Raw genomic sequence first — 17604 nt, 5'->3', positions numbered from 1 at the left:
ATGGCCAGGGACGGTTACCCACTGAGTCGGCGCGGCTTTCTTGGCCACGCCGGCGTGCTGGCTGGCGGGCTGCTGGCCGGCTGCGGCCCCGCCGACAGCCCGACCCATGCCGCAGCCGACCAGCCACGCCATGGCGGGCGCCTGCGCCTGGGCATCATCGACGGCAACCAGAGCGGCAACCTCGACGCCCACAAGCCCATCGGCAGCGGCATCGTGCGTGGCTTTGCGTTGTACAGCAAGCTGTGGGAATGGGACGAGCAGATGCAGCCGCGCCTGGCCCTGGCCGAGTTCGCCGAGCCCAATGCCGATGCCAGTGGCTGGACCTTGCGGCTGAAGCCGGGGCTGGAATTCCATCACGGCAAGACCATCGACGCCGATGACCTTATCTTCTCCATCCGCCGCCTCACCGACCCGCAGCTGGCCTCACCCTACGCGGCGCTGCTGCACTGGGTGGACCGCGACAACCTGGTCAAGCTTGACGACCGCACCGTGCGCCTGGGCTTTCGCGAGGGCCGCAGCTACCTGCCGCTGCCGGAAACCTGGGTCAACTTCGGCGGCATCGTGCCGGTGGACTACCACCCGGTCACCAACCCGGTCGGTGCCGGGCCGTACAAGCTGAAAAGCTTCACCCCGGGCCAGCGCTCGCTGTTCACCCGCTTCGACAACTACTACAAACCTGGCAAGCCCTATGCCGATGAACTGGAGATCATCGACTTCAAGGACCAGACCGGCCGCCTGGCGGCGTTGCGTGCCGGGCAAATCGACATGGCCAACGTCATGTCCACCGAACACCTGCAGGTGCTGCAGGCCGACCCACGGTTGCGCCTGCTGAAATCGGTGAGCGGCAACTGGCTGTCGTTCGACATGAATACCGCCAAGGCGCCCTTCAACGACCCGCGCGTGCGTGAGGCATTCCGCCTGCTGGCCGACCGCGAGGAGCTGGTGCGCCGTGCGCTAAATGGCCAGGGCCGCGTAGCCAACGACCTGTATGCACCGTTCGACCCCACCTTCGACCACAGCATCGGCCCGCGCCCCCACGACCCACAGCGGGCAGCACAGTTGCTGCGCGAAGCAGGCCATGAACAGTTGCAGGTGGAACTGGTGACCACCCCAGGGGCGGGGCTGGCTTCGGCCCTGGTATTGGCCGAGCAAGCCCGGCGCATCGGCGTGACCGTCAACGTGCGCCAGGTCGACCTGGCCACCTTCCAGGGCCCGCAGCGCGACGACTGGACCTTGAGTACCGGTGGCAGCATCGGTGCGCCGTACCTGGCCAGCGCCATCCACACCGACGCGCCGTTCGCGGTGGCCAACAAGACCCACTTCCACGACCCCGAATTCAGCGACGCCTTCCTCGCCGCCATGGCCCAGCCGGACCTGGAGCAACGCAAGGCGCTGGTGCACCGCGCGCAACGCATTCAGTACGAGCGCGGCGGCATGCTGATCTGGGGCTTTGCCGACCTGCTCGACAGCGTCAGCACCCGCGTGGGTGGCGCGCAGGCCGAGCAGTCGCTGTTCAGTACCTGGCGGTTCGAGAGCCTGTGGCTGAAAACCTGACCTCCAGCGCCATACACCCTCCCCCTGTGGGAGCGGGTTTACCCGCGAAGAATCCAACGCGGTGTATGGCACCGGCTGCGCCGGTGTTCGCGGGTGAACCCGCTCCCACAGAGACCGTGTAGTACATCCCGGCAATCCATAACCGCAGGCGCGGCTGCGCCCTCGTTTCTCCCACATTCCTACTCTTGAACGAGGCCCAGCCAATGCCCCGCGTGACCTTGCTGCACCCCAAATTCCAGCCCAGCGCCCTGGCGCTGGCCATTCTGGCCGGCAGCCTGCCGCCGGCCCACGCCGAAGACACCCAGCTGCAAACCGTCACCGTGCAGGCCGAACAGGCCGATGACGACGCCCTGCCCACCCGCCCGCCCGCCTCGATCTACGGCGGCCTGGAAGCCAAGGTGCTGGACACCCCGCGTTCGGTCACCCAGATCAACGCCGAGCAACTGGCCAACGACCCGATCCGCAGCTCCGACGACCTGGTCAAGTACGCCCCCGGCATCACCCGCGGTGGTGGCCAGAACGCCGGCATCGCCCCGCAGATGCGCGGGCAGAACACCGAGGTGTTCCAGGATGGCCAGCGCGCCTACGGGGTGCGCCACCCAGCCAACTTCAACGCCTACGAAGGCGCCGACATCGTCGCCGGGCCGTCGTCGGTGACCTACGGTTCGGTCAGCGGCAGTGGCGGCTACGTCAACTACCTGAGCAAGAAGCCCGACTTCAACGGTTTCCGCACCAAGCTCAGCGGCGAAATCGGCAGCTGGATCCCGGATGGCGAATCACGCGATGCCACCAAGTTCAACATCGACAACACCGGCCCGCTTACGGACAACCTGGCTTACCGCGTAAGCATCACCCGCCAGCGCCAGGAAGACTTCTACGACAACGTCGAGAACAACTTCGACGCCTTCTACGGCGCCCTCGCCTGGCGCAACGACAACCTGCGGGTGGACTGGAACGCCGCCTACGACGACTACTACGACTACAACATCACCCACGGCTGGAACCGCGCCACCCAGGACCTGGTCGACCACGGCAAGTACTCCGCCGGCCGCGCCACACCCATCATCCAGAACGGCAATACCCTGTGGTCGCCAGTGCTGTCCTCCGGCGCTGCCGATGCCCAGGTGCTCGGCTGGGTGCAGCGCCAGCGCAATGCCCAGGGCCAGTACCAGGTGGTCAACGGCAGCTTCCAGGGCGCGTCGCCCAACACCCAGGCCAACCCCGGCAGCCTGCGTGGCTGGGTCTATGACCCGTCGCTGGCGGGCAACGGCCTGACCTCCTTATCGTCACAAACCGGCCAGCGCGCGCAGGACGAGAACCGCTCGCGGCGCTTTACCACGCAGTTGCGGGTCGAAGGCGACCTGACCCCGTCGATCACCCTGGCCAACAGCACTTTCTACCAGCACTCCACCGACACCACCGATGCCGTCGGGGCGTTCCAGGTGCAGGGCAAGGACGACATCTTCGACAACCGCTTCGAGTTCCGCGCCCGTGGCCAATTTCAGCTGGGCGACCTTACCCTGATCGACGACAGCAACACCGGGCTGATCTACCGCCGCGAGCGCAACGAGTCGATCGCCGCCAACAACAACTTCGGCAGCACCATCAACGCCTATGACCTGACCCTCGACCCCACCCTGAAAAATCCAGGCGACTTGCTCGGCCTGGGCGGCCGCAACCCCGCCGGTGGCAACGCTGCCTGGATCGGTCAACCCGGCGTGCCGCAATTTTCCAACTATTACGGCTGGCTCAACCTGCCCGCCATGTACCCGGCCGGGCACGGCCTGTATGCCGAATCGGTGGCGCCCTACACCGCCGACAGCACCTGGACCACCAAGACCCTGTTCAGCCAGCACAACCTGCGCCTGGGCGAACGCGTGGGCCTGAACGTGGGTGCCAGCCGCAGCTGGATCGACGCCCGTATCGAAAACCCCTTCGTGCTGCCCGGCGGCAACCCGCGCAAGGACTCGGACAACTACCGGCTGTTCTCGGTGCAGGTCAGCCCCTATTTCAAACCCACGGAAAACAGCACGCTGTATTACACCTTCGACCGCTCGCTGGCGGTGAATACCGGCTTCTTCACCAACGGCCTGGGCTGGGGCAGCGGCACAGGGGCCAACCAGCTCAACCCGCTGGCCTTCGAGAGCCTGAGCGTGTTGCATGAGGTGGGTTTGAAAGTGGAGGCTGTGCCCGACCAGCTGTTCCTCACCCTGGCCGCCTACAAGCAGGCCCGCGACCAGTCGCCCGACAGCAACAACAACATCGCCCGGCTGATCGTCAAAGGCTGGGAAGCCACCCTACGCTACCAGGACCAGAACTTGCGCAGCGGCCTCAACCTCAGCCGCATCAGCGCCTATAACGAGTTCACCAGCCAGGCCGGGTTCGCCTCGGCCGGTTTCATCCCCGACAACGGCACCGTGTTCGGCGACAACAACAGCCTCAACCAGCGCCCGTCCGGCAAGTTCGATGCCGTGCAGATCCCCGAATACAACGCCGGCGGGTATGTCGACTACCGCTTCGACTCAGGGTTTGGCGTCGAGCTTTCCGGCTGGTGGACCAGCAGCTGGTACCTGAACCTGAGCAAGACGGTGAAAGTGCCGGACGAATACAACCTCGACCTTGCCGTGTACTACCGCCAGCTGCAGTGGGGCGTGACGGTGCGCATGCTCAACGTCACCGACGAGCTGAATTTCGTCAGTGGCCTGGCCGGTTCCACCAATACCTTCCTGCAACCGATGCCGGGCCGCACGCTGCTGGCCCAGGTCGATTACCAGTTCTGATCTCCCTCAACCTGAAAGGCCTCAGCCATGTCCATTGAATTTGTCGGCATGATCTTCCCTCGTCAGTGGTCCGAGACCCGTGGCGTACGCACACCCGACTTCGACCTGCCGTTCATCCGTCACCACGCCCGCGCCCATGAGCATGCCGGCTTCGACCGGGTGCTGATCGCCAGCGGCCCGGGCAGCGCCGACAGCCTGCAGATTGCCGCCTATGCTGCCGCGCACACCGAACGCCTTGGTTTCATGATTGCCCACCGCCCGGCCCTGACCGCGCCGACGGTGGCTGCACGGGCATTCGCCACCCTCGACCACACCACCGGCGGCGGGCGCATCCGCCTGCATGCGATCACCGGTATCACCGCCGAGCCGCAAGAGGGGGACACCCTGCTGGACAAGACCGAGCGCTACCGGCGTGCCGACGAGTACCTGGAGATTGTCCGTCGCACCTGGACCGCCGAAGAGCCGTTTGACTTCGAGGGCCGCTACTTCAACATCAAGGGTGCCTTCTCACCGGTGAAGCCGCTGCAGCAGCCGCATATCCCGATTTCCTTCGGAGGTTCGTCCGACATCGCCTACCAGATCGCCGTCAAGCATGCGGACCTGTATGCCCTGTGGGGTGAGCCGCTGAGCGGTGTGGCCGAGCAGATCAGCAAACTCAAGGCTGCCGCGAACGCTGCAGGCGTGGCGGCGCCGAGGGTCAGTTTGTCGGTAAGGTTGATTTTGGGTGCCACCGAGGAGCAGGCCTGGCAGCGGGCCGAACAGATCCTCGCGCAGATCAAGGCCAACCCGCAGTTTGCGGCGGACAGCCCTTGGCAGAAGCGCATCAAGGGCACCGGCTCCGAACGCCTGCTCGCCGCCGCCGCCCGCGCCGACCGGCATGACCGGGCGTTGTGGATGCCGACGGCGACTGCGGTGGGTGCCTATGGCGATACCACCGCGCTGGTGGGCACGCCGGAGACCGTGGCCCAGGCGTTGCTCGATTACGTCGACCTTGGGGTGACCACCTTTCTCAACCGGGGCTACGACCCGCTGTATGACACGGTGGATTACGGACGCTGGGTGATTCCGGCGGTGCGCGAGGAAGTACGGCGGCGGCAGGTCCGGTTTGTGGGGTGAGGGTTGGGGATATGGCTTTGGGGGTGCATTTGGGTTGTCAGGTGCATGCCTTGAGTTGTTTGGCGCCTGTGAGATCGAGCGCCGCCGCGCGGCGGAGGGTGTCAGAAATTTTGTGTTCGGGCATAACATGAGTAAGAGGTGCATGTATGCCAACCAAAAAGAAACCCTTGCGTGACCTGCCCAAAATCCCCAAAGAGCTTCTGGAGCAGTTCGGTGAGGGCCTGATGACCGCAGAAGCTATCGAGGATGCCTCTGCGGCATTCAAGAAGGCCCTGATCGAACGTGCTCTGCATGCCGAGCTTGGCCACCACCTAGGTTATCCGCCGGGCGCGCAGCGCCCAGAGGATGAAACCAATCAGCGTAACGGCAAGAGTAGCAAGACGGTTTTGACCGGCGATGGCCCGCTGCGACTGGAAATTCCTCGCGACCGAGACGGCAGTTTTGCGCCCATCCTGATTCCTAAGCATGAGCGGCGGTACACCGGTTTCGATGACAAGATCATCGCCATGTACGCCCGTGGAATGACGGTCAGAGAGATCCGGGCATTTCTGTCCGAGCAATACGGCACCGACGTTTCACCCGACTTCATCAGCTCTGTAACAGACGAGGTCATGGAAGAAATTGGCGCGTGGCAACAGCGGCCACTGGAGCCGATGTACCCGGTCATTTTCTTTGATGCGCTGCGGGTGAAGATTCGCGAAGAAGGCCTGGTGCGCAACAAAGCCATTTACTTGGTTTTGGGCGTTCTACCCGACGGGACGCGTGACATCCTGGGCATCTGGATCGAGAACACCGAGGGTGCGAAGTTTTGGATGAAGGTCTTTAACGATCTCAAGACGCGTGGTGTCGAAGATGTGCTGATTGCCGTGACCGATGGCCTCAAAGGTATGCCAGAGGCCCTCAGTGCCGTGTTTCCAGAGACGACGCTGCAGACGTGCATCGTGCACCTGATCCGCAACAGCCTCGAATACGCGGCCTGGGACAAGCGACGGGCTCTGGCCAAGGAGCTGAAGCCGATTTACCAAGCCATCAATGCCGAAGCCGCTGAGCAAGCGCTCGATGAGTTTGAGAACGGGCCATGGGGCGAGAAATATCCGACGGTGGTGGCTGCCTGGAGGCGGGCCTGGGATCGAGTGATTCCATTCTTTGTTTTCCCGCCCGCCATCCGCAAGGTGATCTATACCACCAACGCCATCGAGAGCATCAACGCCCAGCTACGCAAGGTCATCAAGACTCGTGGGCATTTCCCGAATGATGACGCCGCGACCAAACTGATTTGGCTGGGATTGCGCAACATAACAGCCAATTGGGGAAAACCGGCTCATGATTGGAAAAACGCGATGAATCAATTTGCGATTCTGTACGGAGATCGGTTCATCAGGCCAACCTGGTGAAAATCAGGGCCTGCCTAACGGCAGGCCGTTACCGGCCCGCACACAAAAAATCTGACAGTCCCGGTCTTTCAGGTTCAGATATTGATAAGCGCCTTGAGCACTGTCTTGAAGGTATCCAGCTGCGCTTCACTGAACTGCCCGAACACCTTGTCCTGCTGTTCGCGGGCAATGGTCCACAACGCCTCGGTCTCGTCCACGCCCTTCACCGACAACCGCACACGCCCCTCGTCATCGGCAATCAGCCCTTTGCGCTTGAGGTTGGCCACCGCCTCCTCAATCTCCCGCGCCGGCATCGCCACTTCCCGTTGCAGGTCGTTCAGGCTCAGGCCCGCATCGTTCTCCAGCACCATCAGCATGCGTGCCTCGCTGGTGCGCAGGCCGGTGCACAACTGGCGTGGCTGGTAGTCAGCCTGGTAGGCGCGCAACGCCTGGGTCATCAGGTAGTACAGGTTGTGCTGCAGACGGCCCTGGAAGTGGCTGCTCGGTGCCTGCCCCTCCGCGCGCTGGGTCATGCGGGTATGCGGCAGCACCATGGAATAGGCGCCCTGGTGGTACAGCAGCGGCGAGCGGCCGAAATCATCAAAGGCCACTACCTTGCCCACCAGGATCCAGTGATCACCACCGTCCAGCTGCTGGTACTTTTCACATTCGAAGCGCGCCGCGCAGTCGGCGAACAGCGGCGCACCGCCGACCCCGGTTTCGTACTCGACGCCGGCAAAGCGATCTTCCTTCGGGCGGGCAAAGTTGTTGGACAGGTCGATCTGGTCCGCAGCCAGAATGTTCACGGCAAAGTGCGAGGCCTCTTCGAACACTTCATGGCTGGTGGAGCGCTTGTCGATGCTCCACAGGATCAGCGCCGGGTCCAGCGATACCGAGTTGAAGCTGTTGGCGGTAACGCCGACCTTGCGGCCACTGGGGCCGGCGGCAGTCACCACGGTCACGCCAGTGGCGAAGTTGCCCAAGGCGCGGCGAAAGGCACGTGAATCGAAGGTTTCGTTGGACATGCAAGACTCCCGGGCAGGCCTGGCAGGCTGCCCTGTTTGTTGTTGTGCTTGTAGGGGATGGTTGAAAACAGGTGGCGGCTCAGACCATCGCCGGGTCAGGCTCCAGGCCCATCAGCTCGCGGCCGAGGATTTGCGAACACACGTCATAGTCGGTGTAGGCATGGGCGCCGGTCATGTGCGAATCGCGGAACAGCCGTTGCAGTTCGTTGCTCTCGAACCAGGCGCCACCACCGGCCGCTTCCATCAGGCGGTCGACGGCCTGGATGCACATCTTCACGGCGTAGCCCTGGTTGGTGCGCCAGAACGCCAGCGTGCCACGCGACGGGTATTCGTGACGGGCGCTGTGCTCGGCAATCTCGTCCCAGCTCTTTTCCAGCAATGCCCGGGCGGCGGCCACCTGGTGGGTCGACTCGGCCAGGCGCATCAGCGCCGGAGTGGCGGCGCCCACGGCAGCACCGGTGTAGGCACGCACGCGGTTGCGGGTTTTCTCGCGGAACACCTCCAGCATGCGCTCGGCAACGCCCAGGCTGACCGTGGAGAAGCCGCTGGCGAAATACGGGCGATACGGGGCAAAGAATATTTTGCTGTCTGGGTACAAGCCAAAGCCCGCCGACTTGCCCTCCATCATGTCCTTGGCCTTCTGGATGCGGTGCTCGGGCACGAAGGCGTCACGCACGATCAGGGTCTTGCTGCCGCTGCCGCGCATGCCCACGGCATACCAGTCATCACGGATTTCATAGTCGCTGCGTGGCAGGATGGCGAAGCAGTAATCCTGAGTGCCTTCGGCATTCTTGCGGCGGAAACCGAGAATCGCCCATTCGGCGTGATCGCAACCGGAGCTCCAGCCCATTTCGCCGCTGAACGACACGCCCCCCTCGACCTCTTCGGTGCGGCCGAACGGCGCGATACTGCTGCTGGCGGTGGCGTCCGGGTCGCTGCCCCACACCTCCTGCTGCAGCTTGGGCGAAAACATTGCCATCTGGTGGCTGTGGGTGCACAGCAGGCTCATGGCCCAGGCGGTGCTGGCGCAGGCCCCCGCCAGCAGGGCGATGCACTGGGCGAACTCCGGCAGGGTGATTTCCATGCCGCCGTAGTGTTTGGGCAAGAAGGCGCGGTGCATGCCGATGCTTTTCAGCAAGGCGATATTCTCTGCCGGTACACTGCGGTCCTGCTCTGCACGCATGGCATTGGCGGCAATGGTCGGCAGGACGGATTTCAGGTCTTCCAGCAGGGGGTTTGGCTTTTTCATGAGCGGTCTCTTTCTTATTGGATTCGAAGACGCGATCAGTATGTGAGCGGCGATGGGGGGGCGGAATGCACGTTACGAGGGGAACATTGCACTTTCCATGGCGCCCGGAAATTGCCATGCGACAAGCATTGACCCGTGCATTTTCGATCACCACAATCCCACCCTCAAGACGCGCGCGGCCCGCCGCGCCCCTGACGGAGCGATGCTGTTGAAAGACCTTTCCCCTTCTGCGGTGCGTGTGTGCGATGCCGCCGTCGGCCACTTCGCCGAGTACGGCTATGACGCCTCTTCGCTGAACGAAATCGCCCAACTGGCGGGCATGCGCAAGGCCTCGCTGTATGCGCACTTCGCCAACAAGGACGCCTTGTTCGTGGAGGTGTTCCAGCGTGCGCTGGTGCAGGAAACGGCCTTTGTCGAGCACAGCTTCGCCCAGGAAGGTCGTGACGGCCTGGCGCCGGGGCACTGGCTGGCCCTGCACCTGGCCGACCGTTACCGCGACTCGGCCGAACTGCGCTTCGTGCTGCGCACGGCGTTCCTGCCCCCGGCGGGCATCAAGCCGATTGTCACGTCGGGCTTTGAAAAATACCTGGACGGCATACGCGAAGGCTTCTGCCAGGCCCTGCAGGCTCGCCACGGCTGGGCGCATGAGCAGCACAGCCGCCTGGCGCTGTATGCCGATGCCTACCTGGGCATCATCGACAGCCTGTATGTGGAGCTGATGTACGCAGGCCCCGACGCCTATGAGCGGCGCGCGGCAGCACTGCTGAAAGTGCTTGAGGACTCGCTTTCACTCAACCGCTGACGCCTGGCGCGTCAGGGTTTGATCTTCTTCATTTCGTCCAGCAGCTGCATCAGCTGCTGCAACTTGTCCTCGCCAAACTGGGCGAGGATCTTGTCGTAGTTGCGCGTCATCTCTTCACTCATCGCCAAAAAAGCCTGCTGGCCGGCCTCGGTCAGGCTGATGAACACCCGGCGCTGGTCTTCCGGCGACTTGCGCCGCGCCACGATGCCGTCACGCTCCAGGCGCTTGAGCACCCCGCTCATGCTGGGCTTGAGGATACAGGCCAGCTCCGCCAACTGATGGCTTTCCAGCTCGCCTTGCTGACGCAGGATACGGATTACCCGCCATTGCTGCTCGGTCAGGTCATGGGCATTAAGCGCCGGGCGGAAGAACGCCATGGTGGCTTCGCGCGCCTGCAGCAAGGTCAGGGTCAAGGAGGGTCTTGGTGTGGTCATGCGGGCTCAAAGGGGCTGGAAATAGCAAACCGGCGAGTATGCCAGTGCACAATCATTAATACATTAATAGAATGGTTTTTACCCATTTCCTGACAGCAACGCCAGCCGCCGGTTGCGCCTGGCAGGCTGGTTACACGCGATGGCAGGCAAGAACAAGACACCTACCGAGCAGCTGGCGCTCAATTGCCGGGCGCTCCGCGAAACGGCCCTCTCACAATTCCAATTCAGCAGGCTGCGCCATGATCACCCTCGAGAGCCCCACCTACTACTCGGCGACCAAGAAGTACAACCTGAGCTTCCCTACGCTGGAAAGCGACATCGAGGCCGATGTGGTGGTGATCGGTGGCGGCTTCTCCGGCATCAACACCGCCCTGGAGCTGGCGGAACAGGGCGTGACCAATGTCGTCGTGCTCGAAGCCCGCTACCTGGGCTACGGCGGTACCGGGCGCAACGGCGGGCAGATCATGGCGGGTATCGGCCACGACCTGGAGAAGGTTCGCAGCAGCGTCGGCGATCAGGGCGTCAGGGACATTTTCGAGATCAGCGAACTGGGCGCCGGCATCATCAAGGCACGCATCGCCCGCTACGCCATCGACGCCGACTTCTGCCACGGCTACGGCTACATGGGCTTCAACCGCCGCCAGGAACAGACCCTGCGCAAGTGGGAAAAGGAATTCAAGGCGATCAACACACGCGACGAAATCCGTTTTCTCGGTGGCAGCGAAGTGCGCCAGATCATCGGCAGCAACGCCTACAACAGCGCCCTGCTGCACATGGGCGGTGGCCATGTGCATTCACTGAACCTGCTGCTGGGCGAAGCGCAGGCACTGGTGGGCCATGGCGCGCGCATCTTCGAACACAGCCCGGCCCTGGAAGTGACCTACGGCGAGCGCATCAAGGTACGCACCGGCCGCGGTTCGGTACGCGCCAGCAAGCTGCTGTGGGCGTGCGACAGCTTCCTCAACAAACTGGAGCCGGAGCTGCACGCACGCACCCTCAACACCTACGCCTTCCAGATGATGACCGAGCCATTGCCAGATGAGCTGATCGAGCGCATCAGCCCGATACGGGGTGCCTACAGCGATATCCGCCCGGTGATCGACTACTACCGGGTCACCCGCGAGAACCGCCTGCTGTTCGGCGCCGCCACGCCCTTCGTCGAGCACTTCCCGCTGGACCTGAAGGCCTGGAACCGCGCCCTGATGCTGAAGATTTTCCCTTACCTGAAAGACGTGCGCATCGACTTGGCCTGGGGCGGCCCGATGGCCACCAGCGCCAACCTGTTTCCGCAGATCGGCACGCTCGCCAACCGCCCCAACGCTTTCTATGTGCAGGGCTACTCCGGCTTTGGCGTCACGCCCAGCCACATCATTTGCAAGATCCTCGCCGAGGGCATGCAGGAGGGATCGAAGCGTTATGACCTGGTCAGCTCGGTCAAGCATGCGCGCATCCTCGGCAAAGACCATTTCCGCCCGTTGCTGCTCACTGCCGGCAAGACCGTGCACCAGCTGTCGGGCTACTTCAACGGCCGTCGCTGAACCTTTTGACTCAACCCTGGAGAACTGCCATGACCCTTACCGCCGCCAAGCAAGGCGTACAATTGTCCGAACTCGATGCCTGGGGCACCGTTGCCGACCTGGGCTCGGAAATACTTGAGGGCGAGGTGAAAGCCTTTGGCAAGATGACCTACGGCGCACCTGACGACGCTGTCAGCAGTGCCTATTTTGGCACCACCCGCGGCAAGTTCCGCATGGTCTACCCGTTCGACGAACAGGCAGTGATCGTGACGGGCGAGATCCAGCTGACCGATGAATCCACCGGCCAGATCACCCGCTACAAAGCCGGTGATGCCTGGTTCGTGACCAAGGGCACCCCGGTGCTGTGGGAAGTGCTGAGCGAGTCGTTCGTCAAGCATTACCTGGCGGTGGCTTGAACAAATCCCCCGGGGACTCCCAGCTGGCCTGCGGTGATTTCAAGACAAACAGAAGACCTGTAGGAGCAGCCTTGTGCTGCGAAGAGGCCATTGCAGCCGAAGAGAATCGTTAGCCTTACCGGCCTCTTCGCAGCACAAGGCTGCTCCTACAGGGTAAGCGGCAGCCTGACTGAGTATGCAAGACAGTTGCTCCCACAAGGGGGCGCGCAAGGCTCGTGAATAGTGTTCAGGCCATCGCCTGCGCCCGGTAATCCTTGGGCGAGCGTTCGAACTGTTTCTTGAACGAACGGCTGAAATGCGCCGAGTCGGTAAACCCCCACTTGTAGGCAATCGAGGTGATCGACTCGCTCCTGAAGAACGGGTTGGCCAGGTCATCGGCACTGCGCTTCAGGCGCGCACGCTGGATGTAGCGGCACACGCTATCCCCCTCCTCCTCGAACAGCCGGTAAAGGTGGCGCACCGAGATGTTCAGGCGCCCGGCCAGGTTGGACGGGGTCAGCCCTGGTTGTGACAGCGACTCGTCGATCACCTGCTGCACGTAACCGCGCAAGCTGGCGCCGTTCAACGCCCCCAGGTTGCCCGGCGCGTCGCCATGGCGCTCGAAGCCCGGTTCCAGCAGGGCGATGAAGGCAGTCTGCAGCGCGTCGCCCTGGGCGCCATCACCACTGACGTTGCCGTCTTTGCACAGCTGGTCCATCAGCACATGCAACATGCGCCCGCAGGCATTGCTTGAGGAGATCTTGCCAAACATCGGGCCGCTGCCTTGCACGTACTTGCGTACCTGCTCACGCGACAGGGCCAGCGAGACATGTTCGATCAACCCACTGGGGGTGATTTCGCAGCGCCCGACCGAATCCATCAGCAGCAGCTCACCCGGCGCCAGGCTGACCTGCATGCCACCCTGGGACACGGTGGAATGCCCCGCACGCTGGCTGACCAGGAAGCAATGCTGGTCATCGTCAAGCGTCGGGTTTTCGCCCAGCCGGCGGATGTTGCCGGCGTTGGTGCGCAGGTTGGCCAGCGGCAAGCCGGCACGGGAAAAGGTGGAAACCTCGCCGATGAACAGCGAGTGATTGGACGCAAGCTCCGTCTCGAAACGGCCACAGATCTGCTGCATGGCCGTGGTCCAGCGTTCCAGCCCCTGACGGTTGGATTGTTGAGTATGCATGGCTGCCCTCGACGCAGGATTTGTTGTTATGCGCACATTGTTAACATGTTATCTATGTGCGCACAACTGTCATCATTTGTCGGTAGATACAGCAAGCCGTATGCCAGGTTGCATCAAAGGGTGGGCAGCAACGTGTTGAACTGGGCCAGGCTGGCCATCAGGTGCGCCCGCTGTTGCGGGCTGATCGGGATGTAGCGACGAAACGCCGGCATGCGGTTGACCACTTCGCTGCCGCCCATGTGCTCCAGCGTCAGCAACCATTGGCCGTCGCGCCAGGCCAGGGTCAGGCGTTTGAAATCCAGCGGCATCAGCGCCGCCATCAATGCAACCTGCTGCAGCAACCGGTCGCGCAGTTGGGCGAAGCGCGCCCGATCGCCCTTGCGGTACACACAGGCCAGGCCGGTACGGCGTAGCGCACCGGTATGGCGCAGCTCCAGGCTGACCTCGCCCCCTTGCGGGGCAGGCAACTGCAGCTGGAATTCACAGGTGACGATGTGCATCAGCAGGTGGGCCTCGACGCGTTCGTGCACCTTGGCCTGCCAGCCCTGGGCTGGGTCGTGAATCACCCCCGCAGCCACCAGGCTCTGCTGACCCAGGTTGCGCGCCAGGCATGCCAGCGTCGCACCCGGGCGATAGCCGGAAGGCGCCCGAGGCGCCAGCAGGCGTTCACGCAAACTTCTGATCATGCAGCACGTGCTCCACGGCGTGGCCAGGCTCGGCGGCGAACTCTTTTTCGAGCACATCCTCGACCCGCGCCGGCTTGAACGGGTTGACCTTCTGCACGCACAGCGTCCAGAACAAGGCATAGCTCGCCGTGGCGCCAAGCATGATGGCGAACGGCACGTAGACATCGGCAGGGTTCATGCCCGGTGGCGTGATGAACGCCATGCCGATGAAGATACCGCTGCTGGAGAAGATCTGCGGCAACGGGAACAGCGGCGAGCGGTAGGCACGCGGCAGGTCTGGGCGGCGGATGCGCAAGATCACCACCGACAGCGTCACCAGCAGGTAGGCGGTGCTCCAGGCGCACACGGCAGCCAGCACCAGGTGCAGGATGTTGTCCGGGTTGCCGCCCAGGTACCAGGCATGCAGGCAAGGGATCAACGCCACCACCAGGATGCACAGCAGCGGCGTCTTGAAGCGCGGGTGCAGGTAGGTGAACACCTTGGGCAACGCGCCGTCGACCGCCATGCCGTAAAGAATGCGTGGCACACCGGCCATCAACGTGTTGATGGTGGCCGCGCCGGCGAACAAGAAGCCGATGCCCAGCCACACTGGGCCGATATCACCCATCACCTGCTCGGCGAAGCGCGGGATGGCCATGGGCGTGTCCAGCAGGTGCACGCCGCTGGCGGCATCCAGCACCACGTTTTCCACCTGGCGTTTCATCGCGGCGCCGTAGATGAACATGCAACTGGCCACGCCGAACAGGCCCAGCGCCATGGCCCGTGGCAGTACCCAGGCCGAGCGACGCAGTTCGGGCGCCAGCGGCGTGACGAACTCGCAGCCGACGAACATGAACATGGCCATGCCGACCAGCGACAGGATGGTCATCAGGTCGGTGCCCACCAGCGAAACGCCGAATGGGCCATCCAGTTCCACGGCGGGTGCGGCGATCAGGCCGAGCACGCCGAACACCATCAAGGTGGTCCACATGCCGAAGGTGAGGATCACTTCGGCGCGGCTGAAGGCGCTGACGCCAAAGGCATTGAGCACCGCAAACGCCACCACGAAGCACACCCCCAGCAACCACGAACCACCGGCGGATTCCGCCAGGGTATTGAGGTGCTCGAAGTTCACCAGCGCCATCACCCCCGACAGGATGGTTTCGGCGGTACCGGCGAACACATGCACGATCAGGTAGGCCGACAGCGTGCCGGTGATGGCGAAAAAGCGGCCCATGCCACAGTTGATGTAGTCGTATACCGAGCCCGTGGTCGGCAGGATCGATGCGGCCTCGGCAAAGGTGGTGGACTGCGCCAGCATCATCAGTGCGGCGATGACCATGGCCACGGCGAAGGCGCTGCCGCCGATGCCAAAGCCCATGGTCGCGGTGAGGATCACCGGGCTGGCCATGATCAGCCCGACGGTGCTGGCCAGTGCGGTGGGGAAACCGACCGTGCCGCGGTTGAGGTGCTCGGTGAGCTTGTTATTGAGTGACATCGTTATGCCCCGGCTTGTTTTTGTGGCGTTGAACGAGTGATTACTGTGCGCTGCAGGTGGCATGCCGTCTTGCCGATGGCTGCCGCCGGGCTTGTTGCTGCCTGCCAGCAATCAGCTCCAGAGCCTGGCGCCGCCCCTGTAGGAGCGGCCTTGTGTCGCGATCGGGCCGCAAAGCGGCCCCGGCGATATTGGCTGTGATGCAAAAAACGGGGGCTGCTGCGCAGCCCGATCGCGACACAAGGCCGCTCCTACAAGGGATCGCGCAAGGCTGACTCATCGCCTGGCAGCCACAGTCATGCCCCTGTCACGCAGGCACAAGAACCCCTCTGCCCCGCTCACTAAGCTGCAAGCTTTGGCCACCTGCCCCGGAGTCTGCATGAGCGACATCACCCTCCTACCTGCCGTCACGGCCTTCCTGGCCCGCGAGCATGGCGTGTTCATCCACGGCCAGCACCTCGCCAGCCAGTCGTCGTCGACAATCGCCGTGGTCAACCCGGCCAACGGCCAGACCATCGCCCACATCGCCGACGCCAACCAGGCCGATGTCGACCATGCCGTCAGCTCTTCGCGCCAAGGCTTTACCGCCTGGTCGCACACCAGCCCCGCCGCCCGCGCCGCCGTGCTGTTCAAGCTGGCCGACCTGCTGGAAGCCAACCGCGAAGAACTGGCGCAGCTGGAAACCTTGCAGTCCGGCAAGCTGATCGGCATTTCCCGTGCCTTCGAAGTAGAGCAGGCCGCGCACTTTTTGCGCTACTACGCCGGCTGGGCGACCAAGATCACCGGCCAGACCATCACCCCGTCGCTGCCCTCGTTCGCCGGTGAACGCTACAGCGCCTTCACCCTGCGCGAGCCGATTGGCGTGGTGGTGGGCATCGTGCCGTGGAACTTCGCCACCATGATCGCCATCTGGAAGCTGGCCTCGGCCCTGACCACTGGCTGCAGCATCATCCTCAAGCCCAGCGAATTCACCCCGCTGACGCTGCTGCGCATTGCCGAACTGGCCACCGAAGCAGGCCTGCCGGCCGGTGTACTGAACGTGTTGACCGGTGGTGGCCTGGTGGGCAAGGCACTGATCGAGCACGCAGGTACCGACAAGGTCTCGTTCACCGGTTCCGTACCCACCGGCATCGCCGTCGGCCAGGCGGCCATGGGCGCCAAGCTGACCCGCGCGACACTGGAACTGGGCGGCAAGAACGCGGTGGCCTTCCTGCCCGACGTGGCAACCGACAAGGCAGTGGACGGCATCATCGAGGCCGGCTTCCTGCACTCGGGGCAGATCTGCGCCGCTGGCGAGCGCTTCTACGTGCACCGCTCGCGCATCGACCCGCTGCTGGACGCCCTGTCCCAGCGCCTGGGCCAGCTGAAAATCGGCTCGCCGCTGGACGAGGCCACCCAGTTCGGCCCGGTGGCCAACAAGCCACACCAGCAGAAGCTGGGCGAACTGTTCGCCATCGCGCGCGCCGAGGGCAGCCAGATCATCCATGGCGCCCAGCTGGGTGACGGCCCCGGCTGTTTCGTCGAACCCACGGTAATCCTCGCCAGGTCGGCCAGCGACACCCTGCTCAACCAGGAAACCTTCGGCCCGGTGGCGACCTTCCTGCCGTATGACGACGAAGACGAACTGCTGCACCTGATGAACGCCTCGCCCTACGGCCTCAGCGCCAGCCTGTGGACCAACGACCTGGGCAAGGCCATGCGCATGATCCCGCGAATCCAGGCCGGTACCCTGTGGGTGAACATGCACACCCTGCTCGACCCGGCTGTGCCGTTTGGGGGCATCAAGGCGTCCGGCATCGGCCGCGAGTTCGGCTCGGCCTTCATCGATGACTTCACCGAGCTCAAGTCGGTGATGATCCGCTACTGACCCGCCCCCTTGGCCAAGGCGTGCAAGCGCCTTGGCAGCCACGAACAAGACCCCGCCCCACCGCACACGCCCTAATAGGCCATCGCCGCCAACCGCGATGGCCCCTCGCCAGCCCGAGGGTGCCCCCGAACAACAAAGGCCCC

Annotated in this window: 14 protein-coding genes; 8 read left to right on the top strand and 6 right to left on the bottom strand. The window is 63.6% G+C overall.

Features of this window, described 5'->3' with window-relative positions; translation table 11 throughout:
* The 4 genes from ABOC32_RS14070 (at position 1) to ABOC32_RS14055 (ending at position 6844) form a co-directional block, all read left to right on the top strand.
* A complete protein-coding gene (locus tag ABOC32_RS14070) occupies positions 1–1554 on the top strand; it encodes an ABC transporter substrate-binding protein (protein ID WP_426811450.1) in 1554 nt (517 codons plus the stop codon).
* Positions 1555–1757: 203 nt separating this feature from the next.
* Complete coding sequence (locus ABOC32_RS14065; RefSeq protein ID WP_426811449.1) at positions 1758–4334, top strand: TonB-dependent receptor; 2577 nt, start codon at positions 1758–1760, stop codon at positions 4332–4334.
* 27 nt (positions 4335–4361) lie between these two features.
* Positions 4362–5450, top strand: coding sequence for an LLM class flavin-dependent oxidoreductase (locus tag ABOC32_RS14060; protein WP_426811448.1), 1089 nt, complete (start codon positions 4362–4364; stop codon positions 5448–5450).
* Positions 5451–5596: 146 nt separating this feature from the next.
* Positions 5597–6844: an IS256 family transposase gene (locus ABOC32_RS14055; protein ID WP_426811447.1), complete on the top strand. Its 1248-nt coding sequence runs from the start codon at positions 5597–5599 to the stop codon at positions 6842–6844.
* Positions 6845–6918: 74 nt separating this feature from the next.
* Here the strand turns inward: ABOC32_RS14055 and ABOC32_RS14050 are convergent, their stop codons facing one another.
* On the bottom strand, positions 6919–7848 hold the full coding sequence (locus ABOC32_RS14050) for a p-hydroxyphenylacetate 3-hydroxylase reductase component (RefSeq protein ID WP_426811446.1): 930 nt from the start codon (positions 7846–7848) through the stop codon (positions 6919–6921).
* A 79-nt stretch (positions 7849–7927) separates the two neighbouring features.
* A complete protein-coding gene (locus ABOC32_RS14045) occupies positions 7928–9097 on the bottom strand; it encodes a p-hydroxyphenylacetate 3-hydroxylase oxygenase component (protein ID WP_426811445.1) in 1170 nt (389 codons plus the stop codon).
* A 202-nt stretch (positions 9098–9299) separates the two neighbouring features.
* Between ABOC32_RS14045 and ABOC32_RS14040 the strand changes: the two genes are divergently transcribed.
* Positions 9300–9899: a TetR/AcrR family transcriptional regulator gene (locus tag ABOC32_RS14040; RefSeq protein ID WP_234227147.1), complete on the top strand. Its 600-nt coding sequence runs from the start codon at positions 9300–9302 to the stop codon at positions 9897–9899.
* Positions 9900–9910: 11 nt separating this feature from the next.
* Here the strand turns inward: ABOC32_RS14040 and hpaR are convergent, their stop codons facing one another.
* Positions 9911–10333, bottom strand: coding sequence for a homoprotocatechuate degradation operon regulator HpaR (gene hpaR, locus ABOC32_RS14035; protein ID WP_028613295.1), 423 nt, complete (start codon positions 10331–10333; stop codon positions 9911–9913).
* Positions 10334–10572: 239 nt separating this feature from the next.
* On the opposite strand from hpaR, the gene ABOC32_RS14030 reads away from it, so the two are divergent.
* Together ABOC32_RS14030 and ABOC32_RS14025 are read left to right on the top strand one after the other, a co-directional pair.
* Positions 10573–11871, top strand: a complete 1299-nt coding sequence (locus ABOC32_RS14030) for an NAD(P)/FAD-dependent oxidoreductase (RefSeq protein WP_426811444.1) — start codon at positions 10573–10575, stop codon at positions 11869–11871.
* Positions 11872–11900: 29 nt separating this feature from the next.
* The gene (locus ABOC32_RS14025) at positions 11901–12266 is read left to right on the top strand and encodes a cupin domain-containing protein (protein ID WP_426811443.1); all 366 of its coding nucleotides are present in this window, start codon (positions 11901–11903) and stop codon (positions 12264–12266) included.
* Between the two features lie 226 nt (positions 12267–12492).
* Here ABOC32_RS14025 and feaR read toward each other — a convergent pair whose 3' ends face one another.
* The 3 genes from feaR to ABOC32_RS14010 form a co-directional block, all read right to left on the bottom strand.
* Complete coding sequence (gene feaR, locus ABOC32_RS14020) at positions 12493–13434, bottom strand: transcriptional regulator FeaR (RefSeq protein WP_043199769.1); 942 nt, start codon at positions 13432–13434, stop codon at positions 12493–12495.
* A gap of 113 nt (positions 13435–13547) precedes the next feature.
* Positions 13548–14120, bottom strand: coding sequence for a DUF3156 family protein (locus tag ABOC32_RS14015; protein WP_426811442.1), 573 nt, complete (start codon positions 14118–14120; stop codon positions 13548–13550).
* Positions 14101–15597, bottom strand: a complete 1497-nt coding sequence (locus tag ABOC32_RS14010) for an APC family permease (RefSeq protein ID WP_426811441.1) — start codon at positions 15595–15597, stop codon at positions 14101–14103. The genes ABOC32_RS14015 and ABOC32_RS14010 overlap by 20 nt, the downstream gene beginning before the upstream one ends.
* Before the next feature lie 376 nt (positions 15598–15973).
* On the opposite strand from ABOC32_RS14010, the gene ABOC32_RS14005 reads away from it, so the two are divergent.
* Positions 15974–17461: an aldehyde dehydrogenase family protein gene (locus ABOC32_RS14005; RefSeq protein ID WP_426811440.1), complete on the top strand. Its 1488-nt coding sequence runs from the start codon at positions 15974–15976 to the stop codon at positions 17459–17461.
* Positions 17462–17604 lie beyond the last annotated feature (143 nt).

The sequence above is a fragment of the Pseudomonas sp. WOUb67 genome (assembly GCF_050058005.1).
Lineage (GTDB): Bacteria > Pseudomonadota > Gammaproteobacteria > Pseudomonadales > Pseudomonadaceae > Aquipseudomonas > Aquipseudomonas putida_R.
The sequence above is the reverse complement of the archived record's forward strand: the minus strand, read 5'-3'. Positions and strand labels throughout refer to the sequence as shown.

What these genes read in the sequence shown, in the direction of transcription:
- ABOC32_RS14070 (WP_426811450.1), top strand. Translation starts at nt 1, where the DNA reads ATGGCCAGGGACGGTTACCCACTGAGTCGGCGCGGCTTTCTTGGCCAC.
- ABOC32_RS14065 (WP_426811449.1), top strand. Translation starts at nt 1,758, where the DNA reads ATGCCCCGCGTGACCTTGCTGCACCCCAAATTCCAGCCCAGCGCCCTG.
- ABOC32_RS14060 (WP_426811448.1), top strand. Translation starts at nt 4,362, where the DNA reads ATGTCCATTGAATTTGTCGGCATGATCTTCCCTCGTCAGTGGTCCGAG.
- ABOC32_RS14055 (WP_426811447.1), top strand. Translation starts at nt 5,597, where the DNA reads ATGCCAACCAAAAAGAAACCCTTGCGTGACCTGCCCAAAATCCCCAAA.
- ABOC32_RS14050 (WP_426811446.1), bottom strand. Translation starts at nt 7,848, where the DNA reads ATGTCCAACGAAACCTTCGATTCACGTGCCTTTCGCCGCGCCTTGGGC.
- ABOC32_RS14045 (WP_426811445.1), bottom strand. Translation starts at nt 9,097, where the DNA reads ATGAAAAAGCCAAACCCCCTGCTGGAAGACCTGAAATCCGTCCTGCCG.
- ABOC32_RS14040 (WP_234227147.1), top strand. Translation starts at nt 9,300, where the DNA reads ATGCTGTTGAAAGACCTTTCCCCTTCTGCGGTGCGTGTGTGCGATGCC.
- hpaR (WP_028613295.1), bottom strand. Translation starts at nt 10,333, where the DNA reads ATGACCACACCAAGACCCTCCTTGACCCTGACCTTGCTGCAGGCGCGC.
- ABOC32_RS14030 (WP_426811444.1), top strand. Translation starts at nt 10,573, where the DNA reads ATGATCACCCTCGAGAGCCCCACCTACTACTCGGCGACCAAGAAGTAC.
- ABOC32_RS14025 (WP_426811443.1), top strand. Translation starts at nt 11,901, where the DNA reads ATGACCCTTACCGCCGCCAAGCAAGGCGTACAATTGTCCGAACTCGAT.
- feaR (WP_043199769.1), bottom strand. Translation starts at nt 13,434, where the DNA reads ATGCATACTCAACAATCCAACCGTCAGGGGCTGGAACGCTGGACCACG.
- ABOC32_RS14015 (WP_426811442.1), bottom strand. Translation starts at nt 14,120, where the DNA reads ATGATCAGAAGTTTGCGTGAACGCCTGCTGGCGCCTCGGGCGCCTTCC.
- ABOC32_RS14010 (WP_426811441.1), bottom strand. Translation starts at nt 15,597, where the DNA reads ATGTCACTCAATAACAAGCTCACCGAGCACCTCAACCGCGGCACGGTC.
- ABOC32_RS14005 (WP_426811440.1), top strand. Translation starts at nt 15,974, where the DNA reads ATGAGCGACATCACCCTCCTACCTGCCGTCACGGCCTTCCTGGCCCGC.